Consider the following 19,211-nt stretch of genomic DNA (forward strand, 5'->3'; position numbering starts at 1 on the left):
GCCCCCTTCACAGGCGGGCGGCCTGGAAGTGCATCCAGTCGAAGTCGCGCACGCGGCCGAGGCTGACCAGGCCCTCGCTTTCGACGATCCGCCAGAACGGGATGTACTCGTCGCGGGCGAAGCTCGCCTTGTCGTGATGCATGTCCAGCGCGTTCCGCGCGGGATCGAGGTCGATGGCGATGCCCCAGCTGTGCATCGACATCCGCGTGCCGCCCCGCATCGGGCGGACGTTCAGGCAGCCGCCGAAGAGATCGAGCCTCAGTTCCGAAAGGCGTTGCGGGCCGTACTGGGCCAGCGTCTTCTGGAAGACGCGCAGGAAGGCGTCGTGCACCTTCTCGTGGCACTGGAAGCGGGTGACGGTCTTGCTCGTGTCCCAGGCGATGCGCATCGTGTAGGGCAGCACCAGCATCACCTGGTTCGTGCCGACCGCGCCGTAGAAGCGCGAGACTTCCGACTGCCGCGGCCACTCCATGGCCTTGCCGACGGCCGGCATCGAGACGGGCGGATCCTCGTCCCGCTCAGGAATGACGAGGGGCTGGCCCGTCTCCATCAGGTGCTGGAAGGATTGCCGCGCGAAGCGCGTCTGCGGGCCGATGAGGCCGTCGATCGCGCCCACGAAGATGTCCCTGTCGCGGATGAGCGACTGCTCCACCGCCAATTGCCGCCGGGCGTCGGACCAGCCGTGCCAGTCGGCCGCAAGGCGCCCGGCCATCGCCTCGGCCGAGAAGCGCGCATCGATGGCATCCTCCAGCGCCGGCGAAGGCTGGCCGTCGATGGGGCCGGCATAGTGCCCCGCCGCATGCAGCTGCTCCTGGAACTGGCGCGGGGTCATCGCGTCGGGCTGGTCTTCCGGTTCCGGCGCCGGTGCCGTGAGGGGCGCGGCGACGGTCGCCGTTCTCGCCGCCGGGGCACCGCCGAGGATTTCCCGCAGACTCGGGACCTGCGACGGCAGCGCGGCATCCGTGGTCATGGCGGCGTTGAGGAAGCGGCAGAAGCGGTCCACGTGGTGGCCCGTGCCGATCGGGTACTGCACCATCTTCCACCGGTTCTCCGGGCCGTCGTTCCACCGGAGGCTGCCGGCATTGTAAGCCGCGGCGACCAGTGGCGGATCGAACCCCGTCCGGCGCGCCTGGCGCCACATATAGGCGGCACCCGCCCGGATCGAGACTTCCGGCTCCAGCAGCTGGGCCAGCGGAAGATCGGGCTGTCCGAGCACCTCCCTCGCCGTGCCGAGCAGCGTCTGCATCAGCCCCCAGGAGACCCGCATCGGCGTACGCGAGGGGTCGTCCCGGTCGCAGCCCGGCTCCATGCGCTTGGCCATAGGATTGCCGCCGCTCTCCGTGCAGATGGTCGCGACGACGAGCTCCACCGGCACCTTGTACTTCGACAGGGCGGTGGTCAGCGCTTGGGAGAAGGTCGTCATGACCTTCGCCACCATCTGCTGCTCCTGCACGGATGGCGCGAGCGAGCCACCCGCGATGGAGATGCCTTGGGGACCCAGCGACCATTCCACGCTGCCCTGGAACAGCCGGTGCGGAACGGTCAGCTTCGCGACGTCGATGATCTGCCCCGCTTCCGTGGGCGGTTGCAGCGCCGCCGCCGGTGCGGTGCCCGGCGGCGCCATGAGGCGGGACCACGTGGCCACGCCGACCACGCCGTCCGCGAGGAGGCCGGCCGCACGCTGGAAGGTCTCGACGGCCTTGCGCGTGCCGCGGCCGTAGAGCCCGTCCTGCGTCAGCAGCGCGCCGCTGGCGACGAGACGGTTCTGCACCATCAGCACGTCGTCGCCCCGCATCATCGGGGTCGTGAACCAGATGTTTCGTTCGAGCTGCGCCGTCGCCATCACACGCACCTCTGGGTCTGCATCGCGTTGGTGACACTGACCCGCAGCGTTTCGACGCGCGGGGCGAGATCTTCGCCCACCGCCGTGGGCAGGCCGACACGGGCGGCGCGAAGATCGGCGCAGCCGGCGGAACCGGCGCGCTGGCCCTGATAGGCCAGCGCCTCGGACTTGAAGTAGGCCGCGGTCGAGGCGCCCCCGGGGATGGAGCCGAGCGCGGTCGCCGTCGTCATCAGCTGCTGGTTCAGCCCATCCGCCGTGGCGCGGCTGCCGCTGTTGTCGCGGTTGTTGCGCTGGGCTTCCGCGAGGCCGGTCAGGACTTTCCGCCGGTCCTCCGCCTCCGCATCGGCGGGAAGCTGGCGTTGCGCGGCGGTGAAATCATCCAGCGCGCAGCCGCGCATCCGCACACGGGTCGCGACGTCCGGCGCCTCGCTGAGGCGCGCGCAGGCGGAGCCTCGCAGCACCAGCAGCCGGACGCAGGCCATATCCTTCTCCGAGCAGCTGATGCTCTCGGCCGCGACCGCCTGCGGATCGTTCGAGTTTCGCATGCGGTCGTACTGGACGAGGTCGTTGTTCTTCACGCAGCCCGCCGTGAGGAGCAGCACGCAGGCCAGGGCATGGCGTCGCATCACGAATTCTCCTGTTGGGTCACTCGTTGCGGGAGAAGCTTTTGCGCGGCGTTCAGCGCATCCACGACCAGCGTCGTGACGGCGCCGCTCTCGTTGGGCAGCTTGCCCAGCGCCTCGGCGAGATAGACCAGCCGCTCGATCTGCGACGCCCCGGCAGGCGTGCCGGACAGCGCCGCCGCCGCATCCACGAGCTGACGCAGATCGATGGCGGCGCCCGGCGCCCCGTCCACCGGGGGCATGTCCACGCTGCCCTCGAGCTGCGAGCGCGCCGCCTGGAAGACGACGTTGCTGCGGTATTCCTCGAGCGCCTGCACCAGCTCGTCACGCGTCGCCACACGCCCTGCGAAGGGGATGATGGTGCCCTCCGCGTTCAGCCCGTCCTTGAGGAGGCTGTCCGCGATCTCCACGGCCGGAACCGGCCCGCCCGCCGGGGAGCGGCGAAGCAGCTCCCGCATCAGGGAGGTCGCGACCGCAGGCGGCTGGTCGCCGAGCAGCGTGGAGAGATGCCGGGACATCCCGAGGGCCGCGGTAGCCGCGTTCCCCAGGATCGCGGAATCAGGCAGCAGCACGGGGTTGAAGGGCTTGCGAAGCAGCGCCGTCTTCAGGGCCTCGAAGCGCTGGTTGTCCTGGGCGAGCTTCACGCCAGCCAGGATGACGCCGCCGGCGATGCCGATGGGCCCGCCCGGAATGCCCGCGACGATCGGGCCCGCGAACTGCACCGCGCCCCGGAGGGAGGCCAGCACATCGGCGAAAGCACCCGGCAAGCCCGCGTTCTCAAGGACCGGCAGCGTCTTGCCGGCGGTATCGAGGATAGCGCCGATGGCATCCGTCGAAGGCGTGCCGGAGAGCAGGGGCTCGATGGTGCGGAGCAGGCCGTCGGCGGTCTCGATCGTCCGGCCCGCGCCCTCCACCAGATCTCCGCCGACGCCCAGGCTGGAGGCGGCCGCGGCAACCTGGCGCACGGCGCTCAGGCGGGCGCGCAGGTCGCGCAGGGTCGCCTGCAACGGCGCCAGTCCCGCCGCCGTCTCGACGCCGACGGGAGCCACGACGACAGCGGGCACCGGCGCGGGGTTGGCGGCGCGGATCGCGGCGCCGGCCAATTCGGTCGTGGCCCTGTTGAGCTGCGTCTGTGTATCCGCCGCCGCCCTCGCCACGGCTTCATTGGCGTTGGTGACCGCCGCCTTCGCGGCGTCCACCGCCTTCTGCGCCTGGTCTCCGGTTCGCGCCGTGAAGTAGAAGGTGATGACGATGCCGATGAAGCCGCTGATGGCCTCGACATTCTGGAGACCCAGGCGGTTCTGGAGCACCAGCACCATCAGGCCAAAGACGATCACGAAGATGGAGAGGAGCGCGCGGATCGAGCCTTCGGGTACGCCCAGCGGAAGCTGCATCAGCTGGTAACGCCACTCGCCGTTCCCCTCCTTGTTCGCGTCCGCGTAGAAGCTCTTGCGGACGCTGCAGGCGAGCATCACGAGGACAGCGAAGCTGACCAGCGCGAAGATGCCGACGAACCACGCGACGATGCGCAGCGCCTGCTGATGGTCTGCCGCCGTGGCCTCGCCGCGCGGCGGCGGCTCGACACGGGCGGCCGCGATCCCCGGCGGCGGGGCGGGCTGGGCGGTTGCGGCCGGTGCCGCCGGAGGGGTCGCGGGTTGCGGCTGCGCGAGCACAGCGCCCCCGATCGATAGCGATAGCGCCAGAACGAGGGTGATGGTTCGCATGACCATGGCAGCCTGTCCTCCGGGGCGACAGCCGCCGTTCGGAACCGGCTTGCCGGTTCACGAAAGGCTCGCGCCGAGGCCCGCTGCGGCGCGGGACCGGAGTAACTGGATCATGTTCGTCCGGCTGGACGTGATTTATTAGGGCGACGTTATTTCGCCGTTACTCATCCGACATGGTCGGCCACCCGTTGTCGGAACGGCTCAGTATCCCGAATTCCGGTCCACCACTTCCCGCAGCTCCTCGCCATCGAGGAACCGCCGCAGGTTCTCGACGAAGAGCTTCGCCACCGCCTTGTCGCGCTCGGCATGCATGCCGCCCACATGCGGGATCACCTGGATGCCAGGTGTCGTCCAGAACGGATGCTCAGATGGCAATGGCTCGGTGCGGAAGACGTCCAGCAGCGCGCCGGCGATGCGCTTCTCGGTGACGGCCGCGATCAGGTCCGCGTCGACGATCGCGCCGCCGCGGCCGAAGTTCAGCAGCCAGGCGCCTGGCTTCATCTTCGACAGGCGCGCGGCGTCAATGAAGTTCTCGGTCTCCGGCGTCGCGGGCAGCAGCAGCACGACGAAATCGGCGCGCGACAGCACCTCGTCCGTGCGCTCCGGCGGCAGGACTTCCGCAATGCCGGGCAGCGGCGTGGGATGGCGCCGCGTACCGATCACCTCCATCCGCAACGTCGCGGCGAGCATGGCCAGTTCCTGCCCGATGGCGCCGAGGCCGAGGATGCCGAGCGTCTTGCCGTTCAGCGAGACCGGCACGCGCCGCTGCCAGCGGCCCTCCTTCTGCGCCTCGTTGGCTGCCGCATAGGGCTTGGTGAGGTGAAACAGCGCACCGATGATATTCTCCGGCATGGAATCCCCATGCGTGCCCCGCGCGCAGCAGAGGATGAGGTCCGGCGGAAGATCGGGCAGCGCGAGCCAGCCCTCGACGCCCGCCATCAGCGCCTGGGCCCAGCGCAGCTTGGGCATGCGCGGCAGCAGCCCGGGCGGGACCGTCCAGCCCAGCAAGGCCTCCGTCTCGGCGAGCTGTTCCTCGCTCGGCTGCTGGGCGCGGGGCAGGCTTTCCATCCGCACGCGGGCCGCGAGGCCGGCCGCCTCCACCGCCGCGACGTATTCGCCGGGCGTGTCGGTCCAGAGCAGGATGCGGCGCATCAGCGGGTCTCGGTGTGGAAGCTCTTGCTCACGATGCGCCAGCCCTCGCTGGTCTTCAGCAGCAGCAGGTAGTCGGTAAACCAGCGCGGCGGAATGCAGCAATTCACCTTCACGCAGGCCGCGTCCTCGCCTGCCATGTCGACGGCCAGGATGCGGTCCTCGCGCGCCAGCCCCTGCTCGGCGGGCTTCGGGCGGGTGGCCATCAGCTTCAGCCATTCCTCGCGCGGCAGATCGGCTACGCCGCCATCCTTCGCCACGCTGTAGAGGTGCGAGACGGGGTGGAAGGCGGCCGCGATCTTCGCGCCATCTCCTTCGTAAAGGCCGTCGAGATAGGTTTGCACCACCGCCTGGATGGCGGTGATGGCGTTCTGGCTCATGTGACCATCAGGCATGGGGACGATTCTCCAGGCGGATGATTCCCCGGGTGTCGATGATGCGCCGCCCCGCGATCCGCTCAGGAGGGATGCCAGCGAAGACGCTGTGATCCGTCAAGACCAGCAAGGCACCGGGCCCCATCAACGCCTCCTCCAGCGGGATCAGCGGCGCGGGGAAGCCGGGCGGCGCGGCGGCCAGATGCGGCTCCACCGCCGCCACGCGGCCCGGATGGCGCCGGGCAAGCTCGGTCGCGATCGCCAGTGCCGGGCTCTCGCGCAAATCGTCCACGTCGCCCTTGAAGGCGAGGCCGAGGCAGATGACGCGCTCGCCCTCCATGCAGACCGCCGAGGCCTGCTCCAGCACCGCGTCGCGCTTGGCCGCATCCACCGCCCGCGCCGCGGGGATGAGCCGCGCGGCTCCCGGCGCGCCATGGGCCAGGAACCAGGGATCGACCGCGATGCAATGCCCGCCCACGCCCGGCCCCGGCCGCAGGATATCCACGCGCGGATGCAGGTTCGCGAGCGCGATGACGCGCCACACGTCCAGCCCATGATGACCCGCGATCAGCGAGAGCTCATTGGCAAAAGCGATGTTCACGTCGCGGAAGGCGTTTTCCGCGAGCTTCACCATCTCGGCCGAGGCCGCCTCGGTGCCGTGCACCTCGCCCTCGACGAAGAGCCGGTAGAAGGCCACAGCGCGCTCGGTCGCCCGCGGGTCGAGGCCGCCGGCGACGCGGTTGTTGCGCACCAGCTCCTCCAGGATGCGGCCGGGCAGCACGCGCTCGGGGCCATACGCGACGGAGATGTCCGCGATATCGGGGCGGAGCTGCCGCAGCAGCTTGCCGATCTGAGCCGTGGTGCCGATGGGGCTCGTGCTTTCCAGGAGCACCAGCGCGCCCTCGTCGAGCGCGGGGGCCAGGGCGCGGGCGGCGTCCAGCACATGGTCCAGCATCGGCGCCTGGCCGGGGCCCAGCGGCGTGGGCACGGCAATGACGAAGACATCGGCCCGCTGCGGTGTGTCGTGGATGGTGAGGGATCCATCTGCCACGGCCTGCCGCACCAACGCCTCCACTCCCGGTTCCGCGATGTGGACACGGCCCTCGGCCAGCGTCGCGCGCAGCTGGGGCGAGCTGTCCACGCCATGGACGCGTAGGCCGCGGCCGGCAAGGAGCGCTGCGGTGGGAAGGCCGACATAGCCGAGGCCGATCACGGTGACGCTGGGGCGCATGGAGGCGAGCTTGGCATGCTTCCGGGGCTTCCGCAGCCCGCAAAGGCGCGCGATGCTGCGGGCAAATAAGGAAACGTTCCCCATGATCCGCCGCCGCGCCCTATGGGCCGCCCCCGTGCTGCTCGCTGCGCCCGCCCTCGCCCAGCCCGCCTGGCCGCAAAGGCCGGTGCGGCTGATCGTTCCCTATGCCGCCGGCGGCGGCACCGACATCCTGGCCCGCGCGCTGGCGGAGGCGATGCGCCCGCACCTGCCTCACCCGATCGTGGTCGAGAATCGCGCGGGCGCGGCGGGCGTCATCGGCAGCGAAGTCGTGGCCCGCGCCGAGCCCGACGGGCACACGCTGATGGCTGTCGTCTCGACGCACATCATGAACAGCCACGTGCTGAGTTCGGTGCCCTACGACCCGATCCGCGACTTCACGCCCGTCGCCATGCTGACGCGCAACACGATGGTGCTCGCCGCCTCGCACACCCTGCCTTTCGCCGACATCCCTGGCCTCGTCGCCTTCTCGCGCAGCCATCCGACGCGGCTGTCCTCCGGCAGCACGGAGGCGCTGTCGAGCTTCATCGGGCAGGAGCTCGCACGGCGCATCGGCGCCGAGATTCCCGACGTGCAGTACCGTGCCGGCAGCCAGCTCATGACCGACATCGTGGCGGGCAACCTGCCGCTAGGCTGGACCAGCACGGCGAGCGCGACACCGCACATGACCACGGGCCGCGCCAAGATCATCGCCGTCTCCACCGCCACGCGCACGCCCTTCTTCCCCGATGTGAAGACGGTGCAGGAGCAGGGCATCCCGGATTTCGACCTCTCCGGCTGGGTGGCCATGTTCGGGCCGAAGGGCATGCCGGACGTCGTCACCGCACGCCTCAACGCGCTCATCGAGCGCGCCTTCAACGAGGAGACCTTCCGCGCCCGCCTCGCAGCACTCGGCATCGAGCCGGACCTGCGCGCGCCCGCGGGGCTGCTGGAGGCGCTCCAGCGCGAGAACCGCATCTGGGCCGCGGCTGCCGCGGCCGGCCACCTTCCCAAGCAATAGGATATCGACACCCATGGCCCATCCATCGCTCAAGGCCTGTTTCGACCAGAAGAAGTTTGTCGTGGCACCCGGCATCTTCGACATGATCAGCGCGAAGGTCGCGGACGGCATGGGCTTCGACTGCCTCTACGTCACGGGCTTCGGCACGGTGGCCTCCGCGCTCGGTGTCGCCGATGCCGGCATCGCGACCTACACGGACATGATCCAGCGCGTCGGCCGCTTCGCGCAGATGTCGAAGACGCCCGTGATCGCCGATGCCGATACGGGATATGGCGGCCTGCTCAACGTGCGCCACACGGTGATGGGCTACGAGGCCGCGGGCGTCACCGGCATCCAGCTCGAGGACCAGGAGGTCCCGAAGAAGTGCGGCCACACGCCGGGCCGCAAGGTCATCCCGGCCGAGGAGATGGTGCTGAAGATCAAGGTCGCGGCCGAGGCGCGGCGCGACCCCAACTTCCTCATCGTCGCGCGCACCGATGCGCGGACGGGCCTGGGCCTGGAGGAAGCCATCCGCCGCGGCCGCATGTACGGCGACGCGGGCGCCGACGTCGTCTTCATCGAGAGCCCCGAGAGCGAGGCCGAGATGGTGGAGATCGGCAAGGCCATCAAGGACAAGCCGTTGCTGGCCAACAATGTCGAAGGCGGGCGCACGCCCATCCTGTCCAAGAAGCGGCTGCAGGAGATCGGCTACGGCATCGCGATCTATCCGGCGGTCGGCTTCCTCGCCGTCGCGGCGGCGCTGGAGCGCGCCTACACGCACCTCAAGGAGCACGGTGACAGCAACGGCCTGCCCGCCTCCGAGAGCTACGGCTTCGGCCGCATCTGCGAGCTGATGGGCTTCCCCGAGGTCTGGGAGTTCGAGAAGAAGTGGGCGGTGAAGGAGCCGGCGGAATGAGCGAGGTCAAGGCACTCGTCTTCGACGTGTTCGGGACCGTGGTGGACTGGCGCAGCGGCGTCGCGCGCGAGTTCGCCGCCTTCCTGCCCGGCATCGGCCGCCCCGACCTCGACCCCTTCGCGCTCGCCGATGCATGGCGCAAGCTCTACCAGCCCGGGATGGAGGAATGCCGTTCCGGACGGCGGCCCTTCACGCGGCTCGACGTGCTGCATCGGGAAAGCCTGGAGAAAGTGCTCGCGGCCCACAACGTCACGGGTGCCAGCGAGGGCGACCTGGACCATCTCAACCGCGCCTGGCACCGGCTCGACCCCTGGCCGGACGTGCTACTGGGCCTGACGCGGATGAAGCGGAAGTACTTCCTGGCACCGCTTTCCAACGGGAACATCGCGCTGCTGGCGAACATGGCCAAGCGCGCGGGCCTGCCCTGGGACGCGGTGCTCGGCGCCGAACCGGTGCAGGCCTACAAACCGCAGCCCGAGGCCTACCTCCGCACGGCGGAGCTGTTGGCGCTCAAGCCCTCGGAGGTGTGCCTGGTAGCCGCGCATAACGGGGATCTGCGCGCCGCGCGGAAGGCCGGCCTCGCCACCGCTTTCGTCCCGCGCCCGACCGAGCACGGCCAAGGCCAGACCATCGACCTCAGCGCCGAGGACCCGTGGGACTGGGTGGGGACGGACTTCGTGGACCTGGCAGCCCGGATGGGCTGCCGTTAGCACCGCCTGACGGCCCGGGGCGCTGTTGCCTCGGGCCGAGAGCCCAAACGCGGCCGCGCTCAGACCTTCACCCCAACCCGCGCACCCGTACGCTGCGCGCCCGGCGCCTGGGGACAGGATCAAGCATCATCGAAGCCGACGCGCCATTCATGGGCGCGCCGTTCGACCCAGGAGGCGCCGCGCGTCGCGAGCCAGAGCGTGAAGGCCTCCTGCTCTCCCGTCTCGCCCTCCAGTGCCAGCACATGCGGGGCCGCCGCGGGTTCGGGCAGCGGCGGGCCGGTGAAGCGAACCGCGACGATCACCTCGCCATCCGCATGCCGCGCGTGCACCTGCGCGGTGGCCAGGCCCCGGGAGGCCAGAACCTCGCCGATCTCGATCAGGAAATGCTCGACGCGTTCCATCGTGGCGCTCTTGGCGGCCCAGGCCCCGCCCAGGCGCAAGGCCTGCTCCTCCGCAACGCGCGGCAGGGTCGCATCGAGCGGCAGGGCGAAGCTCGCCTGCCGGATCATCAGCGGCGAGGTGGCGAAGTGCAGCAAGAAGCCCGTCATGGCCCCGAAGGTGAGCGGCGAGGCCAGGGCCGGCAAATGCTCGGCGAAGAGGTTGGGCACGATCACCACCGAGAGCCCCATGATGAGGCCGAGCCCGACCACCAGGCTCCGCCGCACATCCAGCATGCGCGCGGTCACGAGCTGCAGCCCGGTCGCGATGATGAAGCAGGTGGCGTAGAGGACCATCGCCCCCTTCACCGCCCCGGGCATCGCCACGAAGAGCGCCACCAGCTTGGGTGAGAAGGCCAGCGCCGCGATCATCGCCGCCCCCAGCAGAGCAATGATCGGCGCCAGCGTCCGGTTGGCGATGGACAGCCCCACGCAGGCCGCCGAGGCCGAGGGCGCCATGCCGCCGATGGCGCCCGTCGCCAGGAAGGTCAGGCCCTGGGCCAGGAGCCCGCGGCGCAGCGGGCCACCATCGGGCTTGCGCCAATCCGCGTCCGCGGCGCGCTGCAAGGCCAGCAGATTGCCGAGCAGCACGGCCGTGGCGGGGAGCATGGCGAAGACGAAGCCGAGCTCGAGGTCCACCGGAATGCCCTCGAAATCCGGCCAGACGGGTTGGGGCCAGGCGAACCAGGGATTGGCTGCGAGCACGGCGCCGATCCCGGAATCGCCCGGCAACAGCGCCACCGCCAGCCAGCCCACCGCCGCGCCGACCAGCACGCCATAGGGCGCGAGCCGCGTGCGGGAGAGCGCGATGGCCGCCATCACGAGGAACGAGCCTGCGGCGACGGCGATATCCTTCGTCGCGGTCTCGGGCAGCGCCGGCTTCAGCAGGTGCACCTCGCCCAGAACGACCGGCACCAGCGAGACCCCCAGCAGGACCACCACAAGCCCCGCGAGCTCCGTCGGCACCAGCACCTGGGGCCGGCGGATGAGCAGGCTTGCAGCCAGCGCGACCACGCCCGCCAGCATCAGCAGCGCGCCCGCCCGGCCCGGCGTGAGGCCCGCACCGGCGCAGACGAGATAGATCCCCACGAAGATAGGCGAAGGAATGGCCGGAACCTGATAGCCCGAGCCGACCGGTCCCACGCGCAGGCCCTGCAGCGCTGCGAAGATCGCGAGCGCCAGCAGGCTGAGGCAAAGGAAGTTCGTGGCCTGCCGCACGTCCAGCCCGAAGCGCGCGCCGATGGCCACCGGCAGCACCAGGAAGATCGCCTGCACGGCGAGGTGCTGGAAGGCTAGGCCCGCGGCACTGCCCAGCGGGACGCGGTCGTTCAGCCCGTAGACCGCCGTCGCGGGCCGGACGGGAACCCGGTCAGCCGAACGCGGCGCGAAGCCGAGCATTCCGCTCAGGCTTCGGCGAAGAGCGTGTGAAGGGCCTCGGCATGGCTGCTGCGATCCGGCGCGCAGACCAGGCCGCCCGTGTGCCGCCGCGGCGAATAGGGCTGCCCGTCCAGCTGTGCGGAAAAGCCGCCGGCCTCCGCATGAATCAAGACGCCGGCCGCGTGATCCCACGGCATGAGCTTGTTGTACACGAGCAGATGCGCCCCCCCGGTTGCGGCGAGCCTATACTCGTGCGCGGCGCAGCGGAAGTTCAGCGTTCCGGCCAGCCTTGCGAGACGGGGAAGGATGCGCGCCTTGCGCTCCGGCGGCATGAAGCCCCAGGAGATGGCGCCGACCATGGAGCCGACGGGCACGGGCGGCGCGACGCGGCAGTCGCGCGCCTCGCCATCCGGCGCCTCGATCCAGGCGCCCTCCCCGCGCAGGCCGATCACCGTGTCGTCCCCAAGGGGGTCGTGGATCCAGCCGCCGATGGTCTCGCCGTGATGGATCGCGGCGACCATCACGCCAAAGAGCGGCACGCCAGCGGCGAAGTTCGCGGTGCCGTCCACGGGGTCGATCACGAAGCAGAGATCGGCCTCCAGCATCGCGGTCAGAAGCGAGGGGTCGGCGGCCACCGCCTCCTCGCCCATGATCAGCGCGGAGGGGAACATCCGTTGCAGAACGGGCGTGATGCGCCGCTCCGCCGCCTCGTCCGCCTCCGTCACGAGGTCGAGCGGACTCGACTTGGTGCGGATGTCGCCGGAGGAGAGGCGCCTGAAGCGCGGCATGATCTCGGCCCGCGCGGCCTCGCGCAGCACGCCCGCCAATTCGCTCGCCTGACTGGCCGCGATCTTCATGCCAGCTGATCGTAGCGCGCGCGGTCGGCCGGCGAGAGGCGGACGGTGACGTGGATCACGCCCTCCTCATCCTCGCGTTCCAGCACCTCGCCATGGCGGTAGAGCCAGGCCAGGCGCGCGCCATCCGTCGGCTCGATGTCGAAACGCTCCGTCGTCATGCTGGCGGAGAGCCGCTGGTCGAGCACGGCGCGCAATTCGTCCAGCCCCTCGCCCTCCAGTGCCGAGACCGCGAGCCCGCCTTCCGCGCGGGCCGCGATGGCTTCCACGCCGCCCAGCAGGTCCGCCTTGTTCAGCACCTCGATGGTGCGCGCCCGCCAGCCGGCGTCGAGCGGCGCGTCCGGCCCCTCCGCCATCTCGTCCAGCACGCCCGAGACGTCGTTGCGCTGGGCGATGCTGTCCGGATGCGCGACGTCGCGCACGTGCAGGATGATGTCCGCGGCCGCGACCTCCTCCAGCGTGGCGCGGAACGCCTCGATGAGCTGCGTCGGCAGCTCCGAGATGAAGCCCACCGTGTCCGAGAGGATGGCGTTGCGGCCGGAGGGCAGCGTGATCTGCCGCATCGTCGGGTCCAGCGTCGCGAAGAGCTGGTCCTGCGCGTAGACCGCCGCGCCCGTCAGCGCATTGAATAGCGTGGACTTGCCGGCGTTGGTGTAGCCGACCAGCGCGATGACGGGGTACGGCACGCGCTCGCGCGCCTTGCGGTGGAGGCCGCGCGTGCGGCGCACCTGCTCCAGTTCGCGCTTGATCTTCACGATGCGCTCGCCGATCAGCCGGCGGTCGATCTCGATCTGCGATTCACCCGGGCCGCCGAGGAAGCCGAAGCCGCCGCGCTGACGCTCCAGGTGAGTCCAGGACCGGACGAGGCGCGTGCGCTGGTATTCCAGATGCGCGAGTTCGACCTGCAGCGAGCCCTCGCGCGTGCGGGCGCGCTCGCCGAAGATCTCGAGGATGAGGCCCGTGCGGTCGATGACCTTGGCCCCCCATTCGCGCTCCAGGTTGCGCTGCTGCACGGGGGTGAGCGCCGCGTCGACCACGACGAGCTTCGCCTCCTGCTCCTCCAGCGCCTGGCGCACCATGGCCACCTGCCCTTCGCCCAGCAAGGTCGAAGGGCGGCGCTGGCGCAGCGGATGGATCGCCGAATGGACGATCGTCACGCCGATGGAGGCGGCGAGGCCCACGGCTTCGGCGAGCCGCGCCTCCGCGGCCCGGGGCATGCTGCCCGCGGGCGCGAATTCCAGCACATTGGAACGTTGCGTGCGCTCGTAGGGCAGGATGACCGCCGCGCGCGTCGGCGCGGCGGTGGTGTCTTCACTCGTCGCGGGCAGCGGCGGGCTCCCTGCCGATGGTCAGCGTCGTCTCGCGGATCGGCGTCCCCGCGGCCGTCGTCGCAGCACCGGCTGCACCCGCCGTGCCGGCAGCCGCACCGGCCGCCTGCGGGTCGAACAGCATGATCGGCGCGCCCGGCATGACGGTGCTGATCGCGTGCTTGTAGACGAGCTGAGTGTGTCCATCCCGGCGCAGCAGCACCGAGAAATTGTCGAACCAGGTGATGATCCCCTGGAGCTTGACGCCGTTCACCAGGAACACCGTCACGGGAGTTTTGCTTTTCCGAACGTGGTTCAGGAACACGTCCTGCACGTTCTGGGATTTCTCGGCCATCACGGCCTCCTTCTTCTTCTTAATGCGGTAGCCGGAGGCCGCCGCAAGTGAGGCGCGAATGTCGGGTGTTCAGCCCGCCTTGTCCAGGCCCAGCAAATGCCCGGCCAGGGCCGCGCCGCCCGGAAAATCCATGTCCGGACAGCATGCGGCGACACCTCCGTCATGCTCGGCCGCACCGAGCAAAACAGCCGTACAACCAGCCGCGCGGGCCGCCTGCATGTCGATCGCCGTGTCGCCCACATACCAGACGCCCGGGCCAGGCGTCAGCCCCATGGCCGACAATGCCATCAGGATCGGCGCGCCCGATGGCTTATCCTCGGCGGCGTCGCCCGCGCCGATCACGGCTCCGAAGCGCCGCGTCCAGCCGAGGTGCTCGGCCTCCGCCCGCAGCAGCGCTCCCTGCTTGTTGGAGACCACGCCCAGCGGCCGTCCGGCGGCAGCGTCCAGCATCGCTAGCGTTTCGGGTAGCGGCGTCAGCGCCTCGATATGGGAGGCACGGACGGCTTCGTAGAAGATGTCCCGCGCCCTCTCCCACTCCGCCCCGAAGAGCGGGGGGAAGCTGTCGCGCAGCGACTTGCGCACATTGGCGAGAACCTGCGCGCGATCCCATTCGGGCATGGAAAATTCGCGGAACGCGGCATTCAACCCCGCCTGGATCGCGGCCCAACCGTCGATGAGGGTGTTGTCCCAATCGAACAGGATGGCCGTGGGCGTGGCGCTGGGCGGCGGGTTCAGATCTCCGGGCTTCGCCCTGCGATCGTCGGGCGCCGTCACGCCGCGTTTCCCAGCCCCGCATGCACATGGCGCGAGAAGATATCGAACAGCCGGCGCGTCACCGGGCCGACCTTCCCATCGCCGACATCCTTCCCATCCACCTTCAGGATGGGCTTCACGAAGGAGGTGGCCGAGGTGAGGAACGCCTCCTGCGCGTTCGCCAGTTCGTCCAGACTGTATTCGCCCAGCGAATAGGCGATGCCCGCCGCATCGAGCTCCGCCAGCAGCGCGCCGCGCGTGCAGCCGGGCAGAATGGAATTGTCGAGCTGACGCGTCCGCAGCACGCCGTTCGCGTCCACGATCCAGAAGGAGGTCGCCGCCCCCTCGCGCACCATGCGGCTCGCCTCGTCGTAGAGGATCGCCTCGGTGGCGCCGGCCTCGCGCGCGGCCTGTCGGGCCAGCACGTTGGGCAGCAGGTTCACGCTCTTGATGTCGCAACGGGCCCAGCGAAGGTCGGGGTGGGTGATGGCGGTGCCCGTCCACTTCTCCACATCGGCCGGATAGGCCGGGATGCCGCGGATGGTCACGATCAGGCTCGGCAGGACCTCCCCCGCCGGGAAGGCATGGTCGCGCCGCGCCACGCCGCGCGTCACCTGCATGTAGAGCAGGCCATCCTTCAGCCGGTTCCGCCGCGCCACCTCCTGCAACACCATCCTGAGCGCGCAGCGCGGCATGGGCATGGGCATGCGGATTTCGGCCACGGAGCGTTCCAGGCGGTCGAGGTGACGGTCCTCGTCGATGAAGCGGCCGCGATAGAGATGGACGACCTCGTAGATCCCGTCGCCGAACTGAAGACCCCTGTCCTCCACGTTCACGCCGGCATGGCGCTGCGGCAGATAGGCGCCGTTGACATAAGCGATCTTGGACATGCGATCCTTCCGGGGGTCAGGCCGTTCCCGTGGCCCTGTCCTCGGCCTGGACGCCAAGGAACTTCAGCTTCCGATGGAGCGCGCTGCGCTCCATGCCCACGAAGTTGGCCGTGCGGCTGATGTTGCCGCCGAAGCGCAGGAGCTGCGCCTCGAGATACTGCTTCTCGAACATCTCGCGAGCGTCGCGCAGCGGCAGCGTCATGATTTCGCTGGAACGGTCCAGGCGCAGCATCGAGGGCGCGGCGGAGACGATCTCGGGTGGCAGGGCGTCGGCGCGGATGGGCTGGCCCGCATCGCCCGGCGCCATGATGAGCAGCCAGTCGATGAGGTTGCGCAGCTGCCGGACATTGCCCGGCCACTCATAGGTCTGCAGCGCGGCGATCGTGTCCTCCGCCAGCGCGCGCGGCGCGAGGCCCGAGGATTCGATGGAGCGCGCCATGAAGTGGCGGGAAAGCGCGGGCACGTCCTCCCGCCGCTCGCGCAGCGCGGGCATCCGCAGCGGCACGACCGACAGGCGGTAGAACAGATCCTCGCGGAAGCGCCCGGCCGCGATCTCGGCCTGGAGGTCGCGGTTGGTGGTGGCGATGACCCGCACATCCACCTTCACCCGGGTGGCGCCGCCCACCCGCTCGAAGCCTTGCTCCTGCAGGGCGCGGACGATCTTGCCCTGCGTCTCCAGCGGCATGTCGGCCACTTCGTCGAGCAGAAGCGTGCCACCATGGGCACGTTCCAGCGTGCCGGCGCGGCGAGGCTGATCCCCCTGCGGCTCCACGCCGAAGAGCTCCTCCTCGATGCGGGCGGGGTTCAGCGTCGCGCAGTTGAGCGCGATGAAGGGGCCGTCCGCGCGGCGCGAGCGGGCATGCAGCATGCGGGCCGCGACTTCCTTGCCCGTGCCGGCCGGCCCGCTGATGAGGACGCGCGAATTGGTGGGCGCCACGCGCTCGATGGCCGCGCGCATCTGCGCCATGGCCTGGGACACGCCCACCAGCTCCATCTCGGAGCCGGCGCGGAGCCTGAGGTCGCTCACCTCGCGGCGGAGCTTCGCCGCCTCCAGCGCGCGGGCGACGATCAGGAGGAGGCGGTCGCTTTTGAAGGGCTTCTCGATGAAGTCGTAGGCGCCCTGCTGGATGGCCTGGACGGCCGTCTCGATGGTCCCGTGGCCGGAGATCATGACGCAGGGGACGTGCGGCTCCTCGCGGTGCATGGCGTCGAGGATGCCGAGGCCGTCCAGCCGGGAATTGGCCAGCCAGATGTCGAGAATCACCAGCGAGGGGCGGCGGGCCCTGAAATGTGCCAGCGCGGTATCGGAATTATGCGCCTGACGGGTTTCGAATCCCTCGTCGGAGAGAATTCCGTCGATCAGCGAACGAATATCCGGCTCGTCGTCGACGATCAGGATGTCATGCGCCATGCCCGCGCTCCATCACTTCCCCTTCCAGCACTCCCGCATCGCGCGCCGACAGAAGCAACTCGGCGCGGACGCCAGGTCCACCTTTCGCATTCCGCAGCACGATCCGTCCACCATGGTCCTCCATGATCTTCTTCACGATGGCAAGCCCGAGGCCGGTCCCCTTCGCCTTATGCGTGACATAGGGCTCGGTCAGACGATCCACTTCCACGCCCTCCGGCAGCCCGATCCCGTCATCCTCCACCGCGATCGTCATCATGTCGCCCTCCCGCGCCAGGCTGACGCGAATTTCACCCAAGGGGCGCGGCCTGGGCTTTCCTTCCTCCTCGTCGCGCTGGACCCGCATCGCGATCGCGTCCGCCGCGTTGTTCAACAGATTCGTCAGCGCCTGGTTGATCAGGCGGCGATCGCAATGGGCATGGACCGGCGTCTCGGGCAGTTCGGTCACCCAATGGATCTCGGGGCGGGAGTTCTGCTGCAGGACCAGCGCCTCGCGGACCAGGCGGCCCATCTCCTCGTTCCGTAGCACCGGCTGGGGCATGCGGGCGAAGGCGCTGAACTCGTCCACCATGCGGCCGATGTCGCCCACCTGGCGGACGATGGTGTCGGTGCAGGCGGTGAAGGTCTCCGGATCGTCCTGAATCTGCTTGAGGTAGCGCCGCTTCAGCCGCTCGGCGCTGAGCTGGATCGGTGTCAGCGGGTTCTTGATCTCATGGGCGATGCGCCGCGCGACATCGGCCCAGGCCGCCTGGCGCTGCGCCGTGAGCAGGGCCGAGATGTCGTCGAAGGTCAGAACGTGGCCTTTCTGCTCCTCCTCGGGAGACAGGCGGGCGAGCAAGGTGCGGCGCTCATGCGGCGGCCCGATGCGGATCTCGGCCGTGCGGGTCGCGCCGGTCTGCGCGAGGAGCCCGGCGAATTCGGGCACGACCTCCGCCATGGGCCGGCCGATGGCCTGTTCCAGATCGAGGCCAAGGAGCTGCGACGCGCTGCGGTTGGGAAGATTCACCCGCAATTCTGCGTCGAGACCCACGACGCCGGCCGAGACGCCGCCCAGCACCGCCTGTGTGAAGTTCTGCCGCTCGCTGATCTGGCGGTAGGCCTCCATCAGTTCGGCGCGCTGGGCCGCGAGCTGGTTCGTCATCCGGTTGAAGGCGCGGCTGAGGCTGCCGACCTCGTCATCCGAGTCGCCCTCCTCCACCCGCACCGTGAGGTCGCCGGCGCGCACCCGCTCCGCCGCGGTGATCAGGCGCGCGATGGGCCCGGCCAGCTGGTTCGCGAGCACAAGGCCGATCAGCACCGCCGCCAGCAGCACCAGGAGGGAGCCGATGGCGAAGATCATCACGAAGGTGATCTGCAAGCCCTCGCGGTTCCGGTCGATGGCCTGGTAGGCCGTCACCGCCTGCTCGGTCCGCTGCATATGGTCGAGCACGGTGGCATCCACCGGCCGCCCGATCATGAGCTGCAATCCCGAAGGCTGGGCCAGCGCCACCACCGCGCGCACGCGGTTCTCGTCCTCGTTGGCAAGGACGGCGACATCCCCGTTCGTGGCCATCTCGATGGCCCAGTCCGGCGGCGGCGCCAGCAGGAAGCCCGACGAGACGCCGGCATGGGCGATGATGCGGCCCTGCACCGGCTCGAACACCACGGCCTCCGTCAGGCCGCGCGCACCCGCCTGCTGGCCCAGGACCCGCGCGAAGGCCAGGCTCTGGTCCGGCAGCAGGACGATGGCCCGGTTGAGGTCGTTCGCCATGGCCAGCGCGTCGGCGCGGATATTGTTCTGGTGCTCCTCGAAATAGGCGCGGCTAGCGGCCAGCGAGGCTTCGAGCGCCGTGCGGACGCGGTCGCTGAACCAGGCCTGGATGCCGAGGTTGAAGAAGCCGACCGAGAAGCCCGAAAGCACGATGGCCGGCACGATCGCCACCACCGAGAAGAGCAGCACCAGCCGCGTGTGCAGCCGGGAGCCCGCCGAGCCCCGCCGCCGCTCCGCCCAGACACGCACCAGCTGCCCGAGCAGCGAGGCCAGCAGCAGCAGGATGATGGCGACATTGGTCAGGAAGATCGCGACCACCTGCCCCGGCCGCGTCGGGCCGAAAGGACTTCCGTCCGAGAGCAGGACGAAGGTCGCGATGCCCATGAGCAGCGCGCCGAGGCCGAGGCCGAGGGTGACGCCCCGGCCCAGCAGCATGTCCGAGACGCGGCGCAGCAGCGGAACGCGGGGGCGGGAGGCGGGGCCGCTCATGCC

Annotated in this window: 17 protein-coding genes; 3 read left to right on the forward strand and 14 right to left on the reverse strand. The window is 70.0% G+C overall.

Annotation, left to right across the window (positions count from 1 at the left end):
• Positions 1-7: 7 nt before the first annotated feature.
• The 6 genes from WJM96_RS08870 to WJM96_RS08895 form a co-directional block, all read right to left on the reverse strand.
• Positions 8-1,843 carry a peptidoglycan-binding protein gene (locus WJM96_RS08870; RefSeq protein WP_424812111.1) on the reverse strand — a complete coding sequence of 612 codons (1,836 nt, stop codon included), beginning with the start codon at positions 1,841-1,843 and terminating at the stop codon, positions 8-10.
• A complete protein-coding gene (locus WJM96_RS08875; RefSeq protein WP_424812112.1) occupies positions 1,843-2,469 on the reverse strand; it encodes a hypothetical protein in 627 nt (208 codons plus the stop codon). The genes WJM96_RS08870 and WJM96_RS08875 overlap by 1 nt, the downstream gene beginning before the upstream one ends.
• On the reverse strand, positions 2,469-4,196 hold the full coding sequence (locus WJM96_RS08880) for a hypothetical protein (RefSeq protein ID WP_424812113.1): 1,728 nt from the start codon (positions 4,194-4,196) through the stop codon (positions 2,469-2,471). The genes WJM96_RS08875 and WJM96_RS08880 overlap by 1 nt, the downstream gene beginning before the upstream one ends.
• A 195-nt stretch (positions 4,197-4,391) precedes the next feature.
• Entirely contained in the window at positions 4,392-5,342 is a 951-nt protein-coding gene (locus WJM96_RS08885; RefSeq protein WP_424812114.1) for a D-2-hydroxyacid dehydrogenase, read from the reverse strand.
• Entirely contained in the window at positions 5,342-5,734 is a 393-nt protein-coding gene (locus WJM96_RS08890) for a nuclear transport factor 2 family protein (RefSeq protein WP_424812115.1), read from the reverse strand. Before WJM96_RS08890 ends, WJM96_RS08885 begins: the two co-directional genes overlap by 1 nt.
• Positions 5,727-6,944 carry a nucleotide sugar dehydrogenase gene (locus WJM96_RS08895; protein ID WP_424812116.1) on the reverse strand — a complete coding sequence of 406 codons (1,218 nt, stop codon included), beginning with the start codon at positions 6,942-6,944 and terminating at the stop codon, positions 5,727-5,729. Before WJM96_RS08895 ends, WJM96_RS08890 begins: the two co-directional genes overlap by 8 nt.
• A gap of 82 nt (positions 6,945-7,026) precedes the next feature.
• On the opposite strand from WJM96_RS08895, the gene WJM96_RS08900 reads away from it, so the two are divergent.
• The 3 genes from WJM96_RS08900 to WJM96_RS08910 are packed head-to-tail and all read left to right on the forward strand — an operon-like array spanning position 7,027 to position 9,588.
• A complete protein-coding gene (locus tag WJM96_RS08900; protein ID WP_424812117.1) occupies positions 7,027-7,983 on the forward strand; it encodes a Bug family tripartite tricarboxylate transporter substrate binding protein in 957 nt (318 codons plus the stop codon).
• 13 nt (positions 7,984-7,996) lie between these two features.
• Complete coding sequence (locus WJM96_RS08905; protein WP_424812118.1) at positions 7,997-8,878, forward strand: isocitrate lyase/PEP mutase family protein; 882 nt, start codon at positions 7,997-7,999, stop codon at positions 8,876-8,878.
• The gene (locus WJM96_RS08910) at positions 8,875-9,588 is read left to right on the forward strand and encodes a haloacid dehalogenase type II (protein ID WP_424812119.1); all 714 of its coding nucleotides are present in this window, start codon (positions 8,875-8,877) and stop codon (positions 9,586-9,588) included. The genes WJM96_RS08905 and WJM96_RS08910 overlap by 4 nt, the downstream gene beginning before the upstream one ends.
• Before the next feature lie 119 nt (positions 9,589-9,707).
• Here the strand turns inward: WJM96_RS08910 and WJM96_RS08915 are convergent, their stop codons facing one another.
• The 8 genes from WJM96_RS08915 to WJM96_RS08950 all read right to left on the reverse strand — a co-directional run bounded on the left by WJM96_RS08915 (position 9,708) and on the right by WJM96_RS08950 (position 19,208).
• Positions 9,708-11,423 carry a solute carrier family 23 protein gene (locus tag WJM96_RS08915; protein ID WP_424812120.1) on the reverse strand — a complete coding sequence of 572 codons (1,716 nt, stop codon included), beginning with the start codon at positions 11,421-11,423 and terminating at the stop codon, positions 9,708-9,710.
• A 5-nt stretch (positions 11,424-11,428) separates the two neighbouring features.
• Complete coding sequence (locus WJM96_RS08920; protein ID WP_424812121.1) at positions 11,429-12,259, reverse strand: inositol monophosphatase family protein; 831 nt, start codon at positions 12,257-12,259, stop codon at positions 11,429-11,431.
• A complete protein-coding gene (hflX, locus tag WJM96_RS08925) occupies positions 12,256-13,473 on the reverse strand; it encodes a GTPase HflX (RefSeq protein ID WP_424812122.1) in 1,218 nt (405 codons plus the stop codon). Before hflX ends, WJM96_RS08920 begins: the two co-directional genes overlap by 4 nt.
• Positions 13,474-13,567: 94 nt before the next feature.
• Entirely contained in the window at positions 13,568-13,918 is a 351-nt protein-coding gene (gene hfq, locus WJM96_RS08930) for an RNA chaperone Hfq (protein ID WP_424812123.1), read from the reverse strand.
• 69 nt (positions 13,919-13,987) lie between these two features.
• Positions 13,988-14,692 (reverse strand): HAD-IA family hydrolase, encoded by a 705-nt coding sequence (locus WJM96_RS08935; protein ID WP_424812124.1) that lies wholly within the window; start codon positions 14,690-14,692, stop codon positions 13,988-13,990.
• Positions 14,689-15,561 carry a D-amino-acid transaminase gene (locus tag WJM96_RS08940; RefSeq protein WP_424812125.1) on the reverse strand — a complete coding sequence of 291 codons (873 nt, stop codon included), beginning with the start codon at positions 15,559-15,561 and terminating at the stop codon, positions 14,689-14,691. The genes WJM96_RS08935 and WJM96_RS08940 overlap by 4 nt, the downstream gene beginning before the upstream one ends.
• 16 nt (positions 15,562-15,577) lie before the next feature.
• Positions 15,578-16,972 (reverse strand): sigma-54-dependent transcriptional regulator, encoded by a 1,395-nt coding sequence (locus tag WJM96_RS08945; protein ID WP_424812126.1) that lies wholly within the window; start codon positions 16,970-16,972, stop codon positions 15,578-15,580.
• Positions 16,962-19,208 carry an ATP-binding protein gene (locus WJM96_RS08950; RefSeq protein WP_424812127.1) on the reverse strand — a complete coding sequence of 749 codons (2,247 nt, stop codon included), beginning with the start codon at positions 19,206-19,208 and terminating at the stop codon, positions 16,962-16,964. The genes WJM96_RS08945 and WJM96_RS08950 overlap by 11 nt, the downstream gene beginning before the upstream one ends.
• Between the last annotated feature and the right edge of the window lie 3 nt (positions 19,209-19,211).

Source organism: Roseococcus sp. YIM B11640 (assembly GCF_049727625.1).
GTDB lineage: Bacteria > Pseudomonadota > Alphaproteobacteria > Acetobacterales > Acetobacteraceae > Roseococcus.